This window comes from Peribacillus sp. NPDC096448 (genome assembly GCF_044762675.1).
In the GTDB taxonomy this organism is placed as follows: Bacteria; Bacillota; Bacilli; order Bacillales; family DSM-1321; genus Peribacillus; species Peribacillus frigoritolerans_B.
The window spans coordinates 112057-128354 of the sequence record NZ_JBIWEU010000011.1 but is presented as its reverse complement, the minus strand read 5'-3'; the positions used below and the strand labels follow the sequence as shown (position 1 = coordinate 128354).

At 39.3% G+C, this 16298-nt stretch carries 19 protein-coding genes; 11 read left to right on the top strand and 8 right to left on the bottom strand.

What is annotated here, in order from left to right; all coding sequences use genetic code 11:
• The first annotated feature begins 330 nt into the window (after nt 1-330).
• Entirely contained in the window at nt 331-657 is a 327-nt protein-coding gene (locus ACIQ0C_RS18850; protein ID WP_402836596.1) for a DUF1878 family protein, read from the top strand.
• Between the two features lie 2 nt (nt 658-659).
• Here the strand turns inward: ACIQ0C_RS18850 and ACIQ0C_RS18845 are convergent, their stop codons facing one another.
• On the bottom strand, nt 660-1238 hold the full coding sequence (locus ACIQ0C_RS18845; RefSeq protein ID WP_076367282.1) for an HTH-type transcriptional regulator Hpr: 579 nt from the start codon (nt 1236-1238) through the stop codon (nt 660-662).
• A gap of 186 nt (nt 1239-1424) precedes the next feature.
• On the bottom strand, nt 1425-1790 hold the full coding sequence (locus tag ACIQ0C_RS18840) for a YtxH domain-containing protein (RefSeq protein WP_402836593.1): 366 nt from the start codon (nt 1788-1790) through the stop codon (nt 1425-1427).
• A gap of 286 nt (nt 1791-2076) precedes the next feature.
• Here ACIQ0C_RS18840 and yhzF point away from each other — a divergent pair, with 286 nt between their 5' ends.
• On the top strand, nt 2077-2280 hold the full coding sequence (gene yhzF / locus ACIQ0C_RS27290) for a membrane protein YhzF (RefSeq protein ID WP_483878366.1): 204 nt from the start codon (nt 2077-2079) through the stop codon (nt 2278-2280).
• A gap of 99 nt (nt 2281-2379) precedes the next feature.
• Here the strand turns inward: yhzF and ACIQ0C_RS18835 are convergent, their stop codons facing one another.
• From ACIQ0C_RS18835 to ACIQ0C_RS18825, 3 genes are all read right to left on the bottom strand, one after another.
• Complete coding sequence (locus ACIQ0C_RS18835; protein WP_076367276.1) at nt 2380-2898, bottom strand: tryptophan transporter; 519 nt, start codon at nt 2896-2898, stop codon at nt 2380-2382.
• Between the two features lie 126 nt (nt 2899-3024).
• Complete coding sequence (gene serC, locus ACIQ0C_RS18830) at nt 3025-4128, bottom strand: 3-phosphoserine/phosphohydroxythreonine transaminase (protein ID WP_402836591.1); 1104 nt, start codon at nt 4126-4128, stop codon at nt 3025-3027.
• A 261-nt stretch (nt 4129-4389) separates the two neighbouring features.
• Nucleotides 4390-4812, bottom strand: a complete 423-nt coding sequence (locus tag ACIQ0C_RS18825) for an HIT family protein (RefSeq protein WP_403062689.1) — start codon at nt 4810-4812, stop codon at nt 4390-4392.
• A gap of 657 nt (nt 4813-5469) precedes the next feature.
• Between ACIQ0C_RS18825 and ACIQ0C_RS18820 the strand changes: the two genes are divergently transcribed.
• The 3 genes from ACIQ0C_RS18820 to ACIQ0C_RS18810 all read left to right on the top strand — a co-directional run bounded on the left by ACIQ0C_RS18820 (nt 5470) and on the right by ACIQ0C_RS18810 (nt 8223).
• Nucleotides 5470-6213, top strand: coding sequence for an ABC transporter ATP-binding protein (locus ACIQ0C_RS18820; RefSeq protein WP_402836587.1), 744 nt, complete (start codon nt 5470-5472; stop codon nt 6211-6213).
• The gene (locus ACIQ0C_RS18815) at nt 6206-7414 is read left to right on the top strand and encodes an ABC transporter permease (RefSeq protein WP_403062686.1); all 1209 of its coding nucleotides are present in this window, start codon (nt 6206-6208) and stop codon (nt 7412-7414) included. The genes ACIQ0C_RS18820 and ACIQ0C_RS18815 overlap by 8 nt, the downstream gene beginning before the upstream one ends.
• 101 nt (nt 7415-7515) lie before the next feature.
• Nucleotides 7516-8223 (top strand): EcsC family protein, encoded by a 708-nt coding sequence (locus ACIQ0C_RS18810; RefSeq protein WP_403062683.1) that lies wholly within the window; start codon nt 7516-7518, stop codon nt 8221-8223.
• Nucleotides 8224-8251: 28 nt separating this feature from the next.
• On the opposite strand, the gene ACIQ0C_RS18805 is transcribed toward ACIQ0C_RS18810, so the two are convergent.
• Nucleotides 8252-9463 (bottom strand): M20 family metallopeptidase, encoded by a 1212-nt coding sequence (locus ACIQ0C_RS18805; protein WP_403062680.1) that lies wholly within the window; start codon nt 9461-9463, stop codon nt 8252-8254.
• Between the two features lie 94 nt (nt 9464-9557).
• On the opposite strand from ACIQ0C_RS18805, the gene ACIQ0C_RS18800 reads away from it, so the two are divergent.
• Nucleotides 9558-9989: a phosphatase PAP2 family protein gene (locus tag ACIQ0C_RS18800; RefSeq protein WP_403062677.1), complete on the top strand. Its 432-nt coding sequence runs from the start codon at nt 9558-9560 to the stop codon at nt 9987-9989.
• A 212-nt stretch (nt 9990-10201) separates the two neighbouring features.
• On the opposite strand, the gene ACIQ0C_RS18795 is transcribed toward ACIQ0C_RS18800, so the two are convergent.
• On the bottom strand, nt 10202-10717 hold the full coding sequence (locus ACIQ0C_RS18795) for an antibiotic biosynthesis monooxygenase family protein (RefSeq protein ID WP_402836577.1): 516 nt from the start codon (nt 10715-10717) through the stop codon (nt 10202-10204).
• Between the two features lie 271 nt (nt 10718-10988).
• Between ACIQ0C_RS18795 and hemE the strand changes: the two genes are divergently transcribed.
• From hemE to ACIQ0C_RS18780, 3 genes are all read left to right on the top strand, one after another.
• Nucleotides 10989-12032 carry a uroporphyrinogen decarboxylase gene (gene hemE / locus ACIQ0C_RS18790; protein ID WP_403062674.1) on the top strand — a complete coding sequence of 348 codons (1044 nt, stop codon included), beginning with the start codon at nt 10989-10991 and terminating at the stop codon, nt 12030-12032.
• A gap of 78 nt (nt 12033-12110) precedes the next feature.
• Nucleotides 12111-13046 (top strand): ferrochelatase, encoded by a 936-nt coding sequence (gene hemH / locus ACIQ0C_RS18785; protein ID WP_034314663.1) that lies wholly within the window; start codon nt 12111-12113, stop codon nt 13044-13046.
• A gap of 279 nt (nt 13047-13325) precedes the next feature.
• Complete coding sequence (locus ACIQ0C_RS18780; protein ID WP_403062671.1) at nt 13326-13901, top strand: TetR/AcrR family transcriptional regulator; 576 nt, start codon at nt 13326-13328, stop codon at nt 13899-13901.
• A gap of 158 nt (nt 13902-14059) precedes the next feature.
• Here the strand turns inward: ACIQ0C_RS18780 and yhfH are convergent, their stop codons facing one another.
• Complete coding sequence (yhfH, locus tag ACIQ0C_RS18775) at nt 14060-14188, bottom strand: protein YhfH (RefSeq protein ID WP_065310849.1); 129 nt, start codon at nt 14186-14188, stop codon at nt 14060-14062.
• A 173-nt stretch (nt 14189-14361) separates the two neighbouring features.
• Here yhfH and ACIQ0C_RS18770 point away from each other — a divergent pair, with 173 nt between their 5' ends.
• Nucleotides 14362-15096, top strand: coding sequence for an MBL fold metallo-hydrolase (locus ACIQ0C_RS18770; RefSeq protein WP_402836572.1), 735 nt, complete (start codon nt 14362-14364; stop codon nt 15094-15096).
• 40 nt (nt 15097-15136) lie between these two features.
• Complete coding sequence (lplA, locus tag ACIQ0C_RS18765; RefSeq protein WP_403062668.1) at nt 15137-16126, top strand: lipoate--protein ligase; 990 nt, start codon at nt 15137-15139, stop codon at nt 16124-16126.
• The last annotated feature ends 172 nt before the right edge of the window (nt 16127-16298 follow it).

Below are 16298 nucleotides of genomic sequence, written 5' to 3'. Positions count from 1 at the left end.
AAGACACCAATATAGTAAAAACTGAAAAAAAGAGCAGACGGCAATTCCCATATTGTTTTGCCATGTCAATCGTTTTCCACGAATTCATTTCGAAATCAGCCCTCCAAAGCTGTTGAATATACTTACATACATTACGATGAATGGGTGGAAAAAGCAATGAAATTCTTGGATTAAATTTAAGATAAAATCACTTTAGTGTCTAAGTATGCTAAGGGCGTTTAAGGCCAGGTTTTAAACAAGGGAACAGGCGGATTACTGAGTGTGAAAAATCAAAAATTGGTTATAAGCCTTTTATGTTAAATTGAATGATCGATTGGGGATTAGTGATGTATGAAAAATATAAATGAAGAAATGGAAATGCTCCGTTTTCATCAGCGGCTTTTATTAAACCTTATACGCAATCCGGAGGCCAAGTTGGACTATCTATTTGTGGAAAAAAATTTCACGAAGAAGGAAGCGGAAGAATTATTGGAAACATGTGATATCTTGAGCAAACGCTATGAAATAGAAAAAGCGGAAGGGTATATGAACTTTCGACCGCTTTTTAATCAATTTGAAAGAAAAGTTAATCCAAAAATAACTACAAAGGAATGTATTGATGCATGCATCTCACAGGGTTTATATGTATCATTCATGAAGGAAATGGATAGAGTATGAGATTAAACTGGCTCAGTTTCTTTCTCTATCTTTTTTTTTGTGATTTTACCCTCCACGTCAGTAAACTCCTGATCGATGTTATCGAAGGATCGTTCAAAGATTTGCATGAAGTCTTCACCGTATATATTTCGGATGATGGCCATCATTTCAATCATATCCGGAAACTTGCCATAAAGCTCACGCAATGGAAGTGCACCCGAGAAAGCGGAGTTCTTACTTGGGTCGTAAGTCTCCATTAAATCAAGCAGAATTTTTTCACCTTCCTCTGTGATCTCTATATACGTATTCCTTTTGTCATTTTCTTTTTTTGAAAATGTTAAGTATCCGCGTTCCTCTAATTTTTTTGAAAAGTTAAATGCAGTAGAAACATGCATGACCCCAAATTTTGCAACATCTGAAATGGAAGAGCCATTAAGGTGGTAGGCTATCCAAAGAATATGGTGCTCATTGATGTTTAAATCATAGGGCTTGATCCATTGTTGCCAATCTTTTTCAATCGATTTCCATAATGCTTTGCTTAATTGGGCAATTCGTTGACTAAAAATCATTGCTTCTTTCATAGAATAATTTTTATTCTGCATATTATGGGCTCACCTACTTATAAGATTCTATATATTTATTATGACAATAAAATAAAAATTAATAAAGATAAATATTTGCGAAATTTTTAGAAAATTTTAGTTTTTTAATGAATTCTCCATTCGTCTCCAATAAACCATGTAATTTATTGGGAAAAATGGAGAATCAAGCTTGTGTGGCGATGTCAGCTATTGATTTTTTGAAGAAGGGGCGGCCGCTTCCAATTCTTTCAATGAATTTTCAATTTCTTGAACGTTCTTCAATAATTCATTCTTATTGGGTTCGATTTCCCGCTTCCAGTTCTCGATGACGACCTGAACATCCGAAATGAACGTTTTAATCGTTTCTTTGCTGATTTGTGAAGCTTCCATCGTGTCATCTTTAATATTCAGCATTTTTACCTTTAACTCATCAATTGTATTCTTAATTTCGTCTGTATTCGTTTTGATGCGGGTCCGTAGGTCTTTACCTGAACTTGGTGTCGAAAGTAGGGTTGCCGCACCCGCCACTACTGTTCCGGTCAAAAAGCCAATTAGTAATGATTTTGCTTTCATTAGGATCACCTCATTTTATAATATGTTTTCGCTTTCCATGGTCTGAATCCCTGCTGCATCAATTGGAAATAATGATAAATAGGGAGAGAAATACTATTGATATCAAAATACCATAATTTTCATCCTTATGGAAGAGAATCGACCATTTTATCTTTATATCACAAAAATATTTTTTTAAACTTAGAGAGTAAATATATAATATTTAAAAATAACTTGAAGCTTTATTAATAATGCTTCATATAAAGGGGAGAGCTGCATATAGATAATAAAAACAAGCTGTCGGAACATGGATGGCACTGGTGGGTTAATAATGAAAATCATTTTTTTATTAGGCCTGGTATGCCTGTGCGGAATGGGGTATTTTCTAAGGCTAGCAAAAACTCCTGGCATCTATCCGCCAAGGAGGGTACTCCAGGCTAGAGCCTTCGCCATGGGTCTCCCTGGGGTTTTACTGCTTTTCATTTGGTTTATGTGGATATTGATTCATTGACCATTGGAGGATGATTCTTGCTAGAATTCCAGTTTCATATGATTGGAAAAAAAAGCACCGGAGTTTCCGGTGCTTTTTTAGGTATGATGATCCTGCTGCTTAAGCATTAATGGGTATATTTGATTTTCTAACGATGCCGTTCACGATTGGATAAATGATGACCATCGCAACTGTATTTAAAAGCACGGCAGGAAGTACAACAGCGCCGAAAAGTGCAACGAAAGGCCCTGGAAGGGAAACGATATAATAAGCCGAACCAAGGAAGACAGCGCCGGAAATCATTGTTCCAACGGCAGTCAAGATACTAACGGTGACAACGGATGTTGAAAACTTCTTAAGACTGATGAATAAAAGGTAAAACAGGAAGGCTGTTGCCAATTTGTCTATGATATTTGGGATCTGTCCTCCTGGAAATGTAGTTGTCATGGCAGAGATGGCTCCTGCTGCCAGGGCGACAATGAATACATTCTTCTTCGCGGGAAACAGGGTAATCGCCAAAAACATCATTAACAGCATCATATCCGGTTTCATGCCAAGGAAGAATCCAGGTACGATAAAATGCAGGGCAGCCCCAATCCCGATTAATAGGGACAGTGACACAAGGGTTTTCGTTTTCATTTACTCATCTCTCCTATTCTCATCTCAACTAACAGCTTTTCTTCAACAATGCACTATTGCCTGTTGCAAGAAGTTTAAAATAGTATATCATAAGACCTATTTTTTTAGAAGTTATATTTGTTTGAATTAAAGGGTTTGAGCTTCCTTCGCTTTATACGATTCTTGGAATTTCTTCATGAAATCAGCAAGGTCCTGGCAATGGGATAGAGGGACCGCATTATAGATGGATGCTCTGCAGCCGCCGATGGAACGGTGACCGTTCAGTCCTACGAATCCGGCTTGCTTCACTTCTTTAAGGAATTGTACTTCAGCTTCTTCAGACGGAAGCGTGAACGTTACATTCATTAATGAACGGCTGTCCGGCAGGGCATGACCTTTATAAAAACCATCACTGCCGTCGATGGCATCGTAAATGACTTTTGCTTTTTCTTCATTGACTTCAGCAATCTTTTCCACGCCGCCCTGTTCTTTTGCCCAATCCAACACAAGGGACAATAAGTAAATGGCCAATGTCGGAGGGGTGTTGTATAAAGAATCATTTTTTGAATGGATAGAGTAGTTCATCATGGATGGGATTTTGTCATTATCCGTTATTAAATCTTTACGGATGATAACGACCGTGATACCCGATGGACCTAGATTCTTTTGTGCACCTGCATAGATGATGCCGAATTTACTAATATCAATCTTTTTGCTGAGAATATCACTTGACATATCGGCTACTAAAGGAATGTTGCCCGTTTCCGGGAAATCCTTCCATTGTGTTCCGTAAATCGTATTATTGCTTGTGATATGAAGATATGCAGCATCATCATTCAATTGAATGTCTTCGACTTTAGGGATGAACGTATATTTTTCATCTTTGGATGAAGCGACTACGGCCGTTTCACCAACCTTTTTGGCTTCTTTTAATGCTTTTTCCGACCAAGAACCAGTGAGTACATAATCTGCCCTTTTTCCATCTTTCAAAATGTTCATGGGAATCATGGAAAATTGTAGACTTGCTCCTCCTTGCAGCAGGAGAACTTCATAATTTTCAGGAATTTCCATAAGGTCTTTTAATGATTGAATGGCATGGTTATGAATTTTTTCGAATTCCGAACTTCTATGGCTTAATTCCATGACGGACATACCGGAATCCTCAATATTCAACCATTCGTTTTGAGCTCTTTGTAAAACTTCTAAGGGAAGGGCGGCTGGCCCAGCGTTAAAATTGCGTGCACGTTTCAATTTTTTTCCTCCTATACGACTATGTGATAAAGTATTTGAGACTATTCATATATCCTACCAGAAAACTAAAATCAATAGGAGGAAAATTTAGAATTTTAAGTGACAATCCATTTTAATGTTAGGCCAATGTAAAAAAGGTCCTGCACTTTAAAGTGAGGACCAAATCGGGATCATTGTTTTTTTCATGCAACCAGCGTTCAGTCAAAGTTCAATTGCCGATTGGAAAGGAGAAAGAAACCTTCTTCACAGGCCATTACAGTCTCATTTTAAATGCTGTGCAATGGAGTCAGCGATTTGTTTCAGGTCATCTGGTGTATAGTCGCTGGTATTGGTTTTCCAAACAGCACCAAAGCCGTCACCTTTCCCATGCCGAGGAATTAAATGCATATGAAAATGGAAAACGGACTGTCCTGCAGCTTCACCGTTATTATTTAAAAGGTTCAGGCCTACAGGTTGGAATTCCTGCTTCATGGCGCGGGCAATTTCCGGCACCACTTCAAAGAGGTTCTTGGCGATCTCAGGTGTCAACTCATAAAGGTTTTCCTTATGTACTTTAGGTATTACCAGCGTATGGCCTTTTGTTACTTGACTGATATCGAGAAAGGCCAATACATGTTCATTTTCGAAAACTTTACTACTTGGAATTTCCCCATCGATTATTTTGCAAAAAATGCAATCACTCATTAAAAACGCTCCTTTAAAAGTTAATGTATTTGGTTAATCGTACCATAGCTTGAATCTTTGAGAAAAGGAAAAATCATAAAAACAGGATGCAACATAAGTTGCACCCTGCCTGTCGAAAAAGGGGGTTTTGCTTCAAAATTCGCATTAGCATAAATTCTCTGCGACAAACACCTCATCTACATTGTAGTAAAATACGGTTATTATCTGATTAGAGATTTTCCATTCAAAGCAACCATCTCCTATATCTTTAAAGTTTCATCAACTTTCAAAGCATAATTGATAATTATTGAATGATTTTTCTGCTTTTACGTGCAAGAGAACCATCTCCTTGCTCGAAACGATTTTTTTATGAAGCTTCTGGTTAAATTCAGTAATACGTCTTTAACTGACACCTCATTTACAATATGATGTAAATCATTTGTAATAAAACTTATGGGTATTTCAGTGTAATACGTCTTTAACTGACACCTCATTTACAATATGATGTGAATCACACGTAATGACTAACCCCTTCTTCCTTATTTATGATGACCAACAAGCTGGGAAAATATAATTAGTTATTTATGGAAATTTAGTTCCGGGAACACTCGACTATATAAAAGCAGGAGAATTTGATAAAATGGAAATAAGAACCTCTATATAGAAAGGATCGTTTATATGTCCTTATTGGAAATAAAGCAATTAGTGGGCGGATACACGAAAACGCCCGTGTTAAAAGGAATAAGTTTTGACATTCAGCCAAATGAGCTAGTTGGGTTAATTGGGCTTAACGGGGCTGGGAAAAGTACGACGATTAAACATATCATCGGACTCATGGAGCCGAAAGGCGGAAGCGTCTCGATTCATGGTAAAACACTTGCCCAGGACCCGGATACATATCGAAAACAATTCACTTATGTTCCAGAAACGCCAATTTTGTATGATGAGCTTACACTTGAGGAGCATTTAAAGCTTACAGCCATGGCACATGGTTTGGAGGAAGCCACATATAAAGAAAGGATGGACGTTCTGTTAAAGGAATTCCATATGGAGAAAAGGCTTAAATGGTTCCCGGCCCATTTTTCAAAGGGAATGAAGCAAAAGGTGATGATAATGTGCGCCTTTTTAGTACAGCCGTCTTTATATATCGTCGATGAACCCTTCGTAGGTCTTGATCCCCTAGGCATTCAATCCCTGCTTGATTTGATGAGGAAGATGAAAGAGAGCGGAGCGGGAATTTTAATGTCTACACACATACTGGCGACAGCTGAGAGGTATTGTGATTCTTTCATCATACTGCATAATGGTGAGATTCGGGCGAAAGGCGATCTTGAGCAGCTTCGTCAACAATTTTCCATGCCAGGGGCAACTCTGGACGATTTATATATCCAATTGACGAAAGAAGAAATCGGTCATGAATAGTCAAAGTCTCTGGAAGGAAAGATATTTAGGCTATATAAATGAAACGCAAAAATATCTTCGTTATATCTTTAATGGCCATCTTGTTTTTGTCATGGTATTGGTTCTTGGTGGGTTGGCTTATTATTACAGTGATTGGGTGAAGACGTTAAACAGTGATTTCCCGGCTGAATTGATCATGGCCTTTGTGTTATCGATCATTGTAACCAGAAGCCCGATAAATACATTCTTGAAAGAACCTGATACGGTATTCCTGCTTCCGCTTGAAACGAAGTTGAGAAGCTATTTCAAGAATTCATTGATATTAAGTTGGGTCATGCAAAGCTTTATTCTTCTGGTTGTCCTGATTGCATCGATACCGATGTATTCGAAGGTTACGGGTGCAGGAGGTAAGGACCTTGGAATCATCCTGGTCGTTTTGCTTATTTTGAAGTTTTTGAATTTAACCATGCGCTGGCTGGTATTGAAATATCAGGATACATCAGTGAGCCATTGGGACTCTCTCATCCGCTTTTTACTTAATGGAGTGATTCTTTATTTCATCTGTTCAAGGGCAAATATACTGTTTGCACTTATAACCTTCTTATTATTGTTAGCACTTTACATGTATTACCGAAGCGCAACTAAAGGTTTCGTGCTGAAGTGGGAACGACTGGTGGAACTGGAAAACAAACGGATGAATTCTTTCTATCGAATAGCGAACATGTTCACTGATGTTCCTCATTTGAAAGGGAAAGTAGCGAGAAGGAAATGGATGGACTGGCTATTATCACTCATTCCGTATGGTGATAAATCAACTTATACCTATCTTTACGCCCGTACACTGCTGCGATCCAATGATTATGTGGGACTTTGTTTTCGTTTAACGATCATGGGCTCCGTGATTTTAAGTGTATTCACTAACATATGGGCACATTTGATTGTTACGTTCATGTTCCTATTCATGACAGCCCTGCAACTGCTGCCGGTTTGGAAGGCACATGAATGGAAAGTATGGGTCTCATTGTATCCATTGCCAGCAAAAATGAGAGAATCTGCAGTCATAAAGCTAATTTCCTATTTCCTATTATTTGAGGACCTTGTCTTCAGTTTGGTCCTGTTAGTGAAAGGGGAATGGATGTCCGCTTTAGCCGCCTTGGCAATGGGGCTTGTTTTCATATTCGGTTTTAAAATTTATGCAGCAAAGAAAATTAAAAACTTTTAAGCGAAGCTGATTTTTCATAAAATCAGCTTTTTCTTTTAAGAAATGAAAATTGAAACTAAAAGCCTCATAGGGGGTATATACATATTTAACGGAGGTGTTAAATGATGGATGAATATGAACAAAAGGCATTATCTGAACTAGCATCATGGAAAAAGAAAGTAGCCAAGAAATCCGGCAGGCTTGAGCGGATGTCCAAAAAGGCGCAAATCAAATTGAATAGTTATATTCCAGACCGAGTGCACAAAGTGATTACTGATAGTATTAAAGGGATGATAGAGGCCGTATTATCAGGTTCTAAATATATGTCTAAAGAAAAAAATGTAGTGCTATTAACCTTGCAGCAAAAGGAAGAGTGGGTTGCGGAAACTGTAACAGCATATCGGAAAACGGCGGTTATAGAAGGTGTGGGAACCGGAGCGGCAGGGCTTTTAATTGGATTGGCTGATTTCCCATTACTGCTTAGCATAAAGATGAAATTATTATTCGAACTATCCCGTATATACGGTTTCGATCCAAATAAATATGAGGAACGATTGTTCATTCTTCATATCTTCCAGATGGCATTTTCCAGCGAGGAGAAGAAATTGGAAACATTACGGGTAATAGAGGAATGGGATTCAGGGAAATGTCCGGAAATAGACTGGCAAGAATTTCAGCAGGAATATCGCGATCACATCGATGTCATCAAAATGTTTCAGCTCGTTCCAGGTTTTGGGGCAGCTGTCGGTGGATATGCGAACCATCATTTGTTGGAACATCTTGGGGAGACGGCTGTCCATTGTTACCGAATCAGACTTCGTAAACAGTAAGGGACGGGGATAAGCCGTCCCTTTACCATTACCGCAATAAAGATTCATTCACCTTTTGAGATGATTGTTTCTTATTGTGATAGGTCACCGCTGCAGTGCCTAATATTTTGGCTGCAATGAGCATCGCTTTTTCATCAATGTCAAACAAAGGATGATGATGTGGATATGTATGTTCATTTTTTGGCCTGGCTCCCGTAAAGAAGAATGTACCTTTTACATTTTGTAAATAATAAGAAAAATCTTCACCTGTCATATCCGGGTCAATTTCCTCTGTAATTAAAACTTCCTTGACGGACTCAGTGCTCTCGATGAGGAATTTAGTTTCCTCAACATGTGGAATAACAGCTGGATAACCTTGAAAGTATTGATATTCATAGGTGCAGTCCGCAGCTAGGCAGGTTCCTTTAACAATCCGCTCCATTTCTTCGTTAATGAATGAACGGACATCTTCCTTGAATGTGCGGACGGTCCCGATTATTTTTGCCTTATCTGCAATGACGTTAAAGGCATTATCTGCTACAAAGGAACCGACGGTAATGACTGCAGAATCTATTGGGTTAAGGCGGCGGCTTACGATTTGCTGTAGGGCCATGACTAGCTGAGAGCCGACCACGATTGCATCACGGGTTTTATGCGGCTGGGCTCCATGTCCGCCCTGCCCTTGAATGGTGATTTCAAAACGGTCAGCAGCGGCCATAAGGGGTCCAAAAGCGTATTGGACTGTTCCGGTAGGGACCGTGGCCCATAAATGGGTGCCGAAAATTACATCCACCCCATCAAGGCAGCCAGCTTCAATCATCGGTTTGGCGCCTCCTGGAGCATACTCTTCAGCATGCTGGTGGATAAATATATATTCACCTTCGAGCTCATCCTTCAGTTCATTCAGATTTTTTGCAAGGACAAGGAGTGTCGCTGTATGCCCATCGTGTCCACACGCATGCATTACCCCGGGTACGGAAGATTTATAGTGAACTTCTTTTTCATCTTGAATGGGTAAGGCGTCGAAATCAGCGCGCAATGCTACGGTTTTACCAGGCTTACTGCCGGTGACCTTGGCAATAACTCCATTGCCGCCTACATTCGTCCGGTGTTCGATTCCATGTTTTTCATAAAATTCAGCGATGAAGGCCGCCGTTTGGGTTTCTTGAAAAGAAAGCTCTGGATGTTGATGAAGATAACGCCTGATGGAAACCATTTCTTCATATGAACCATCTAGAAGATCGTGTAATCGCTGTATCATTTTGCACCTCCCAATGATTGGATTAATTGTAAATAGTATATCATATTCTGAATAATCCAAAGTGAATTAAATACCTTGAGGAGAGAGATATATAATGAATAAATATTCCTGGATTGCTATGGTTTCGCTTTGCTTGTTGCTATTCTTTTTTTTGATGAATAAAGTCCAGAGTGAGAAATCTTTAGCATTCGATACATATATTGCGGAACTCTTTTCTGTAGGTAAAAATACTTTTTCGTTCACTTTCTTCAAGTACATTACCTATCATGGGAAATCCATGTTCATTGGTTTTGGAAGCTTACTATGTATTCTATATTTGTGGATAATTAAGAAGGATTATTGGACCATGGCCGTCTATTCTATCGGGATTGCCGGGGGTGATGTATTAAACGGGTGGATAAAAAATCATGTTAAAAGAGTACGCCCTGAAAATCATATGATGGAGACCGCTGGCTTCAGTTTTCCAAGTACCCACGCAATGGTGGGCCTTATTTTTGGCAGGTTTTGCATTAGGAGCGGCATATAGTTTAACCTTGTTTAAATTGTATAAATTCCTGGGGTCTAGAGTACTTTGAATGAAATATATGTAAATATCGGTTGCATTTCCCCGGAAATAAAGAAGGAATTTGTCGGATTGTTATAGGTTTTATTGATCATTATGCATTCAAAATATCGTTCTGCATTACTATGAAGAAGCCCATCCTTGAGGGGATGGGCCTTTTATTGAGCAGGAATGGATTATTCTTCGGAATCCTTCACCAATGTGTATTGCGTTACATAGGCTTCACCCGAAAACATCTTCTGGCTGGAATTCGTAACGGGAGGTTTTGAGTCGCTGTTATGCGCCATCTTAAAGGAACTGGAATTCTTCCAGTTCAGGAAATCAGCTTGTTTCTCCCAAATCGTTAGAATAACATAAGTTTCAGAGTTGATCGGCCGCAGAATACGAAGTGCGACGAAACCTGGTTCATTTTCAATGAATCCAGCCCTGTTTTTAAAACGATGTTCGAATACCGGCCTTCCTTCCTCACTTACAGGGATATTATTCATGACTACATACCCATGATCCTGAAGGTTCCCTTTCCCATCAACCACTTCATACTTACGTGGCGAGCTGAAGATCGTTTTACCAGTTGTTTCATGTAAAAGTACTGCAGTGTCAGGATTTTGCATAAGTAATATTTTTTCATTCGGGTGCTTATCTTTTTTGATTTTCAAAAAATCGTAAGTGCCTGATGTGATGAATACATTCATAATTTCCCCTCCAATTACTATATAGTACCTGTATACCCATTTTACCCAATGAATAGTGCTTTTACCATTTCCAAACTAACCATCAAGCTGGCAAACCGGTAAGGTACGTATAAAAAAGTCGATTTTTTGACAAATATATAGGTTGGCTATACTTCTATTATAGAAAAAGCTATAGTTTAAGGAGATTCGATTTGAAATTCAACATCCTTCTGATATTCTATGTAGGTAATGAATAAAAATAGAAACGTGATTGCTTGAAAGGTGGATATTAATGTCTAAGGAAATTACGAATGATACATTTTTAAAAGCTGCAAGAGGAGAGAAAACGGATCATGTGCCTGTTTGGTATATGCGTCAGGCCGGCCGTTCACAGCCGGAATACCGTAAATTGAAAGAGAAGTACTCACTTTTTGAAATTACTCACCAGCCGGAATTATGCGCTTATGTAACTAGATTGCCAGTTGAGCAATATGACGTAGACGCTGCGATTTTATATAAAGATATAATGACACCGCTACCAGCCATTGGTGTGGATGTTGAGATTAAGTCCGGAATCGGTCCAGTCATATCCAACCCGATCCAATCGGTGACAGATGTTGGAAAATTAGGTGAATTGAACCCAGAGAAAGACATTCCATATGTGTTGGACACGATTAAATTATTGACCACGGAGCAATTGTCCGTTCCTTTGATCGGTTTCTCCGGGGCTCCGTTCACCATTGCTTCATACATGATTGAAGGCGGCCCCTCCAAAAACTACAATAAGACGAAAGCTTTCATGTATTCCGAGCCAAAGGCCTGGTTTGCATTAATGGATAAATTGGCGGATATGATCATCATCTATGTCAAGTCACAAATCAAAGCCGGCGTTAAGGCCGTCCAAATCTTTGATTCATGGGTGGGTGCTCTGAACGTTGAAGATTACCGCGTGTTCATCAAGCCGATCATGACTCGTATCTTTTCTTCATTGCGTGAAGAAAATGTACCGCTAATCATGTTCGGGGTCGGCGCAAGTCACTTGGCACTTGAGTGGAATGATCTTCCGATTGATGTAGTCGGGCTTGATTGGAGACTGCCAATTACAGAAGCAAGACAAATGGGAATCCAGAAAACGGTACAAGGTAATCTTGATCCTGCCCTGCTATTATCATCATGGGATGTTATAGAAGAACGGACGAAAAGGATCCTGGATCAGGGCATGGAACAGGACGGCTACATCTTTAATCTTGGTCATGGGGTTTTCCCTTCCGTAAATCCGGAAACACTGAAGAAGCTGACCGCTTTCATTCATGAATATTCCTCAAAAATGAAGTAAAGTGAGCGAACCATTTGCTAAAACTCCGTAATTGGATGCACAATGAAAGAACGAAATCTTTAAAAGAGGTGTAATTTCATGTCAAGAAAAAAAATGGGCCTTTTAGTCATGGCTTATGGTACTCCATACACTGAAGAGGATATTGAAAGGTATTATACACATATTCGTCATGGGAGACGGCCAAGCGACGAATTGATTGCCGACCTAAAAGGCAGATATGAAGCGATCGGTGGATTATCCCCGCTTGCAAAAATAACGGCAGGACAAGCTGAAGCGCTTGAAAAGAAATTGAATTCCGTTCAGGAGGAAGTTGAATTCAAGGCATATCTTGGACTCAAACATATTGAACCTTTTGTTGAAGACGCAGTGAAACAAATGCATGAAGATGGAATCAAAGAAGCGGTCAGTATAGTATTGGCACCGCATTTTTCAACATTCAGCGTGAAGTCTTATAATGGACGTGCCCAGGATGAAGCCGCTAAATTGGGGGACCTGACCATCACTTCCGTTGAAAGCTGGTATGATGAACCAAAATTCATCCAATATTGGGTAGACCAAGTAAAAGAAGTAATCGGGAAAATGACCTCGGAAGAACGCGATAATTTCGCTTTGATCGTGTCGGCACATAGCCTCCCGGAAAAAATCTTGCAATCGGGAGATCCGTATCCAAATCAACTGAAAGAAACGGCAGACATGATTGCCGAAGGCGCAGGGGTTACCAATTATGCAGTAGGCTGGCAAAGCGCTGGACAAACTCCTGAACCATGGTTGGGACCTGATGTACAGGATTTAACCAGAGATCTTCACCAGGCAAAAGGTTATAAAGCTTTCATTTATATTCCTGTTGGCTTTGTTGCCGAGCACCTTGAAGTCCTTTATGATAACGATTATGAATGTAAGGTTGTGACGGAAGAGATTGGTGCAGGCTACTATAGGCCGGATATGCCTAATGTTAAACCTGAATTCATCGATGCTTTGGCCACGATCATTTTAAACAGATTACAGGAAAAGTGATCAGTCAATAGGAGAAAATTAGTTTAACCAAGCTTGCAATATGCTCTGCAAATTTTCATTTGATGTTAGGTAATTCACCGGAAAAGCGACGCATTCTTTTTACTTGACCTTGCTGATTTAAATAAATACCCTATTTTCGAAAAGTGGCTGTCCAGTAACGGGGATGGCCATTGTTTCTCTAAGTAATTGATAATATAATTGAAAAGACTGAAAATTTTTGATATGATATCGTTGAACATAATGACTGTATTGTCCGTCTGGTCAGGATTGAGGTGGGAAATGTCTGTTGATCGTAAAAAATTAATTTTGGAAGCCGCGACCAAGTCGTTTTCACTTTTTGGCTATAAGGCAACGACGATGGATCAAGTCGCTAAAATTGCCAATGTGGGAAAAGGGACCATTTATACCTTTTATAAAAATAAAGAAGAGCTGTTTAAAGAAATCGTTCAGCGGTTGATAGAGGAAATGAAGTATGAGGCGGAACAGTCTTTGGATGACCAACTCTCCTTTTTTGAAAACCTGCATCGGGCCGTTTATCGAATTCTGGAGTTCAGGCAGGAACATCAATTATCATTAAAACTTCTTCAGGAAGAGCGGGAAATAGGTACGCCAGCCGTTCAGGAGATGGTTAATGAAATGGAAGAAGCCATTGTATCCTACATTAAGGACAAACTAAAAATAGCGATTGATAAGGGCTATGTACAACCTTGCGATCCAGAGATAACAGCTTTCCTGATGCTAAAGATGTACCTTGCCCTGATTTTTGATTGGGAAAGGAACCATGCCCCATTAGAGAAAGAGGAAATTGCTGAACTATTTAAAATATATTTATTCAAAGGATTATCCGTTACGTGACAATTCTATTTTTTGCTGAAAGGCAATGAACCTCAATAAAAGAAGAGATACCGATGATCGGTATCTCTTCTTTTATTGGGGTTGGTTTCAGCTGCGAAACCGAAACATATATATATTCATCCTGCTATTTGGGAAGCGGATGGTGAAACACAAGACTACTACTCTCCAGAAAGGCAATGATCACAGTGGTTTCCATAACATTCGTGCTGTTCTTCAATTTTTTTTCCGCATTCCGTGCATTGTTTCGGTGGCAGGTTTTTAAAGAACTCAACGCTACTTTGAATCATGAAGATCATCTCCTGAATTTTTTTATTATTCTCATTTCTATGGTTTTATTGTATTATAACAGATTTAAAATGTCAATGAATGTTTTATAACATAAGTAAAAAAGGTGAAATAAGGGCAAGAATAGTTTATATTAATGGGGAAGTCATTGAGAGAAAAAAAGGAGTGCCTAAGCATGAAAATCACCGTAATTGGCTGCTGGGGCGGATATCCAGCTAAAAATGAGGCAAGTTCCGGCTATTTGCTTGAATATGAAGATTTTCGCATTCTGCTTGACTGTGGCAGCGGTGTTCTATCACAGCTGCAAAACCATATGAAGCCAGAGGATCTTGGTGCAGTTGTATTATCCCACTATCATCCGGATCATGTAGCGGATATTGGTGTCCTGCAGCACGCTGCGTTCATACAGCAGATATTGGGCAGCGAAAAAAGGACCATTCCTATTTATGGTCATGATTTGGACGAAGTCGAATTCGGTAAGTTAACTTATAAAGACGTGACAAAGGGGATCGCCTACTCTGCTGATCAACCCTTAACCATTGGACCGTGTAAATTTACGTTCATGAAAACAAAACATCCAGTCCCTTGTTTTGCAATGAGGATTGAAGCAGAAAATCATTCGATAGTTTACACAGGGGACAGTTCATATATGGACGAGCTTGCAGATTTCGCTAAAGACGCAAATGTTTTATTATGTGAAAGTAACTTTTATAGTGATATGGATGGTTCAAAGGCGGGGCATATGACGGCAAGGGAAGCGGGCCTGTTGGCAGAAAAGGCAGACGTCCAGCTATTGCTGTTAACTCACCTTCCTCATTATGGGAATCTCGATCAACTGAAAAAAGAAGCATCCGAGGTATTCAAAAGGGAAATAGCTGTAGCCAAAACCAATCTCGAATTCCAACTATAAAAAAACATCTGGGATATGAAGTCTACAAGGAGGAACAACTGTGCTTTTTATTGATAATAAGGGAATTACAGATCCAAGAATTAACCTGGCCATCGAAGAATATGCGCTTAAACATTTAGATATAGATGAAACTTATCTTCTATTTTACATTAATCGTCCTTCAATCATCATAGGAAGAAATCAAAATACGATTGAAGAAATCAATTCCGATTATGTAGATGGAAATGGCATTACAGTTGTTCGCCGCCTTTCCGGGGGCGGAGCGGTTTATCATGACCTGGGGAATCTCAATTTCAGTTTCATTACGAGAGATGATGGGGATAGTTTCCATAACTTCAGGAAATTCACCCAGCCTGTCGTGGAAACGCTCGAGAAACTAGGAATACATGCTGAATTGAGCGGACGTAACGATATTCTGGCTGAAGGAAAGAAGATTTCAGGGAACGCGATGTTTTCAACGAAGGGCAGGATGTTCAGTCATGGGACATTGCTGTTTCAATCAGAAATGGATCACATTGTATCCGCTTTAAAAGTGAAAAAAGATAAAATCGAGTCCAAAGGGATTAAATCGATAAGAAGCCGTGTCGGTAATATCGCCGATTTCCTAAAAGAACCGATGTCTGTTGAAGAATTCCGTTCATTCCTCCTGCAAAATATTTTCAAAGATAGCGGTAAGGTTACAGAGTATGTTTTAACCGAGACGGATTGGGAGAAAATTCACGAAATATCGGAAGAAAGGTATCAAAACTGGGAGTGGAATTATGGAAAATCACCTAAATTCAACTTGCAAAACTCGCATAGATTCCCTGTGGGATCTGTTGATATCCGCCTTGAAGTGAACAGGGGAATCATTGAAAATTGTAAAATCTACGGTGATTTCTTCGGGGTCGGTGAGGTTGCGGATATTGAACAAAAGCTTACTGGAATACGCTATGAAAAGGAAGCAATCAGCAGGGTACTGGATGAGATCGATGTTCGTCATTATTTTGGCAATGTAACAAAAGAAGAAATATTGGCTTTAATATATTAAGCTTGAAAAGCCGTCCCGACTTAATAGGACGGCTTTTATGCCTAATAATGACAGTAATTTCTTGAAAATGGATAAAATTCTTGCTGTGGTCGCATTCTTTTAATATAATAAAACTGTATTTAGTTCACCATAAAAAATGAATGACTATTCATTCATGCTATTTGCAGGGGAG

Excerpts from the sequence above, each read along its gene's own strand:
- ACIQ0C_RS18825 (WP_403062689.1), bottom strand. The coding sequence starts at position 4,812 with ATGAGTGATTGCATTTTTTGCAAAATAATCGATGGGGAAATTCCAAGT.
- ACIQ0C_RS18835 (WP_076367276.1), bottom strand. The coding sequence starts at position 2,898 with ATGAAAACGAAAACCCTTGTGTCACTGTCCCTATTAATCGGGATTGGG.
- ACIQ0C_RS18795 (WP_402836577.1), bottom strand. The coding sequence starts at position 10,717 with ATGAATGTATTCATCACATCAGGCACTTACGATTTTTTGAAAATCAAA.
- yhzF (WP_483878366.1), top strand. The coding sequence starts at position 2,077 with ATGGATGGCACTGGTGGGTTAATAATGAAAATCATTTTTTTATTAGGC.
- ACIQ0C_RS18840 (WP_402836593.1), bottom strand. The coding sequence starts at position 1,790 with ATGAAAGCAAAATCATTACTAATTGGCTTTTTGACCGGAACAGTAGTG.
- ACIQ0C_RS18805 (WP_403062680.1), bottom strand. The coding sequence starts at position 9,463 with ATGATACAGCGATTACACGATCTTCTAGATGGTTCATATGAAGAAATG.
- ACIQ0C_RS18800 (WP_403062677.1), top strand. The coding sequence starts at position 9,558 with ATGAATAAATATTCCTGGATTGCTATGGTTTCGCTTTGCTTGTTGCTA.
- ACIQ0C_RS18815 (WP_403062686.1), top strand. The coding sequence starts at position 6,206 with ATGAATAGTCAAAGTCTCTGGAAGGAAAGATATTTAGGCTATATAAAT.
- ACIQ0C_RS18850 (WP_402836596.1), top strand. The coding sequence starts at position 331 with ATGAAAAATATAAATGAAGAAATGGAAATGCTCCGTTTTCATCAGCGG.
- ACIQ0C_RS18770 (WP_402836572.1), top strand. The coding sequence starts at position 14,362 with ATGAAAATCACCGTAATTGGCTGCTGGGGCGGATATCCAGCTAAAAAT.
- yhfH (WP_065310849.1), bottom strand. The coding sequence starts at position 14,188 with ATGATTCAAAGTAGCGTTGAGTTCTTTAAAAACCTGCCACCGAAACAA.
- ACIQ0C_RS18845 (WP_076367282.1), bottom strand. The coding sequence starts at position 1,238 with ATGCAGAATAAAAATTATTCTATGAAAGAAGCAATGATTTTTAGTCAA.
- ACIQ0C_RS18780 (WP_403062671.1), top strand. The coding sequence starts at position 13,326 with ATGTCTGTTGATCGTAAAAAATTAATTTTGGAAGCCGCGACCAAGTCG.
- ACIQ0C_RS18810 (WP_403062683.1), top strand. The coding sequence starts at position 7,516 with ATGATGGATGAATATGAACAAAAGGCATTATCTGAACTAGCATCATGG.
- hemH (WP_034314663.1), top strand. The coding sequence starts at position 12,111 with ATGTCAAGAAAAAAAATGGGCCTTTTAGTCATGGCTTATGGTACTCCA.
- hemE (WP_403062674.1), top strand. The coding sequence starts at position 10,989 with ATGTCTAAGGAAATTACGAATGATACATTTTTAAAAGCTGCAAGAGGA.
- ACIQ0C_RS18820 (WP_402836587.1), top strand. The coding sequence starts at position 5,470 with ATGTCCTTATTGGAAATAAAGCAATTAGTGGGCGGATACACGAAAACG.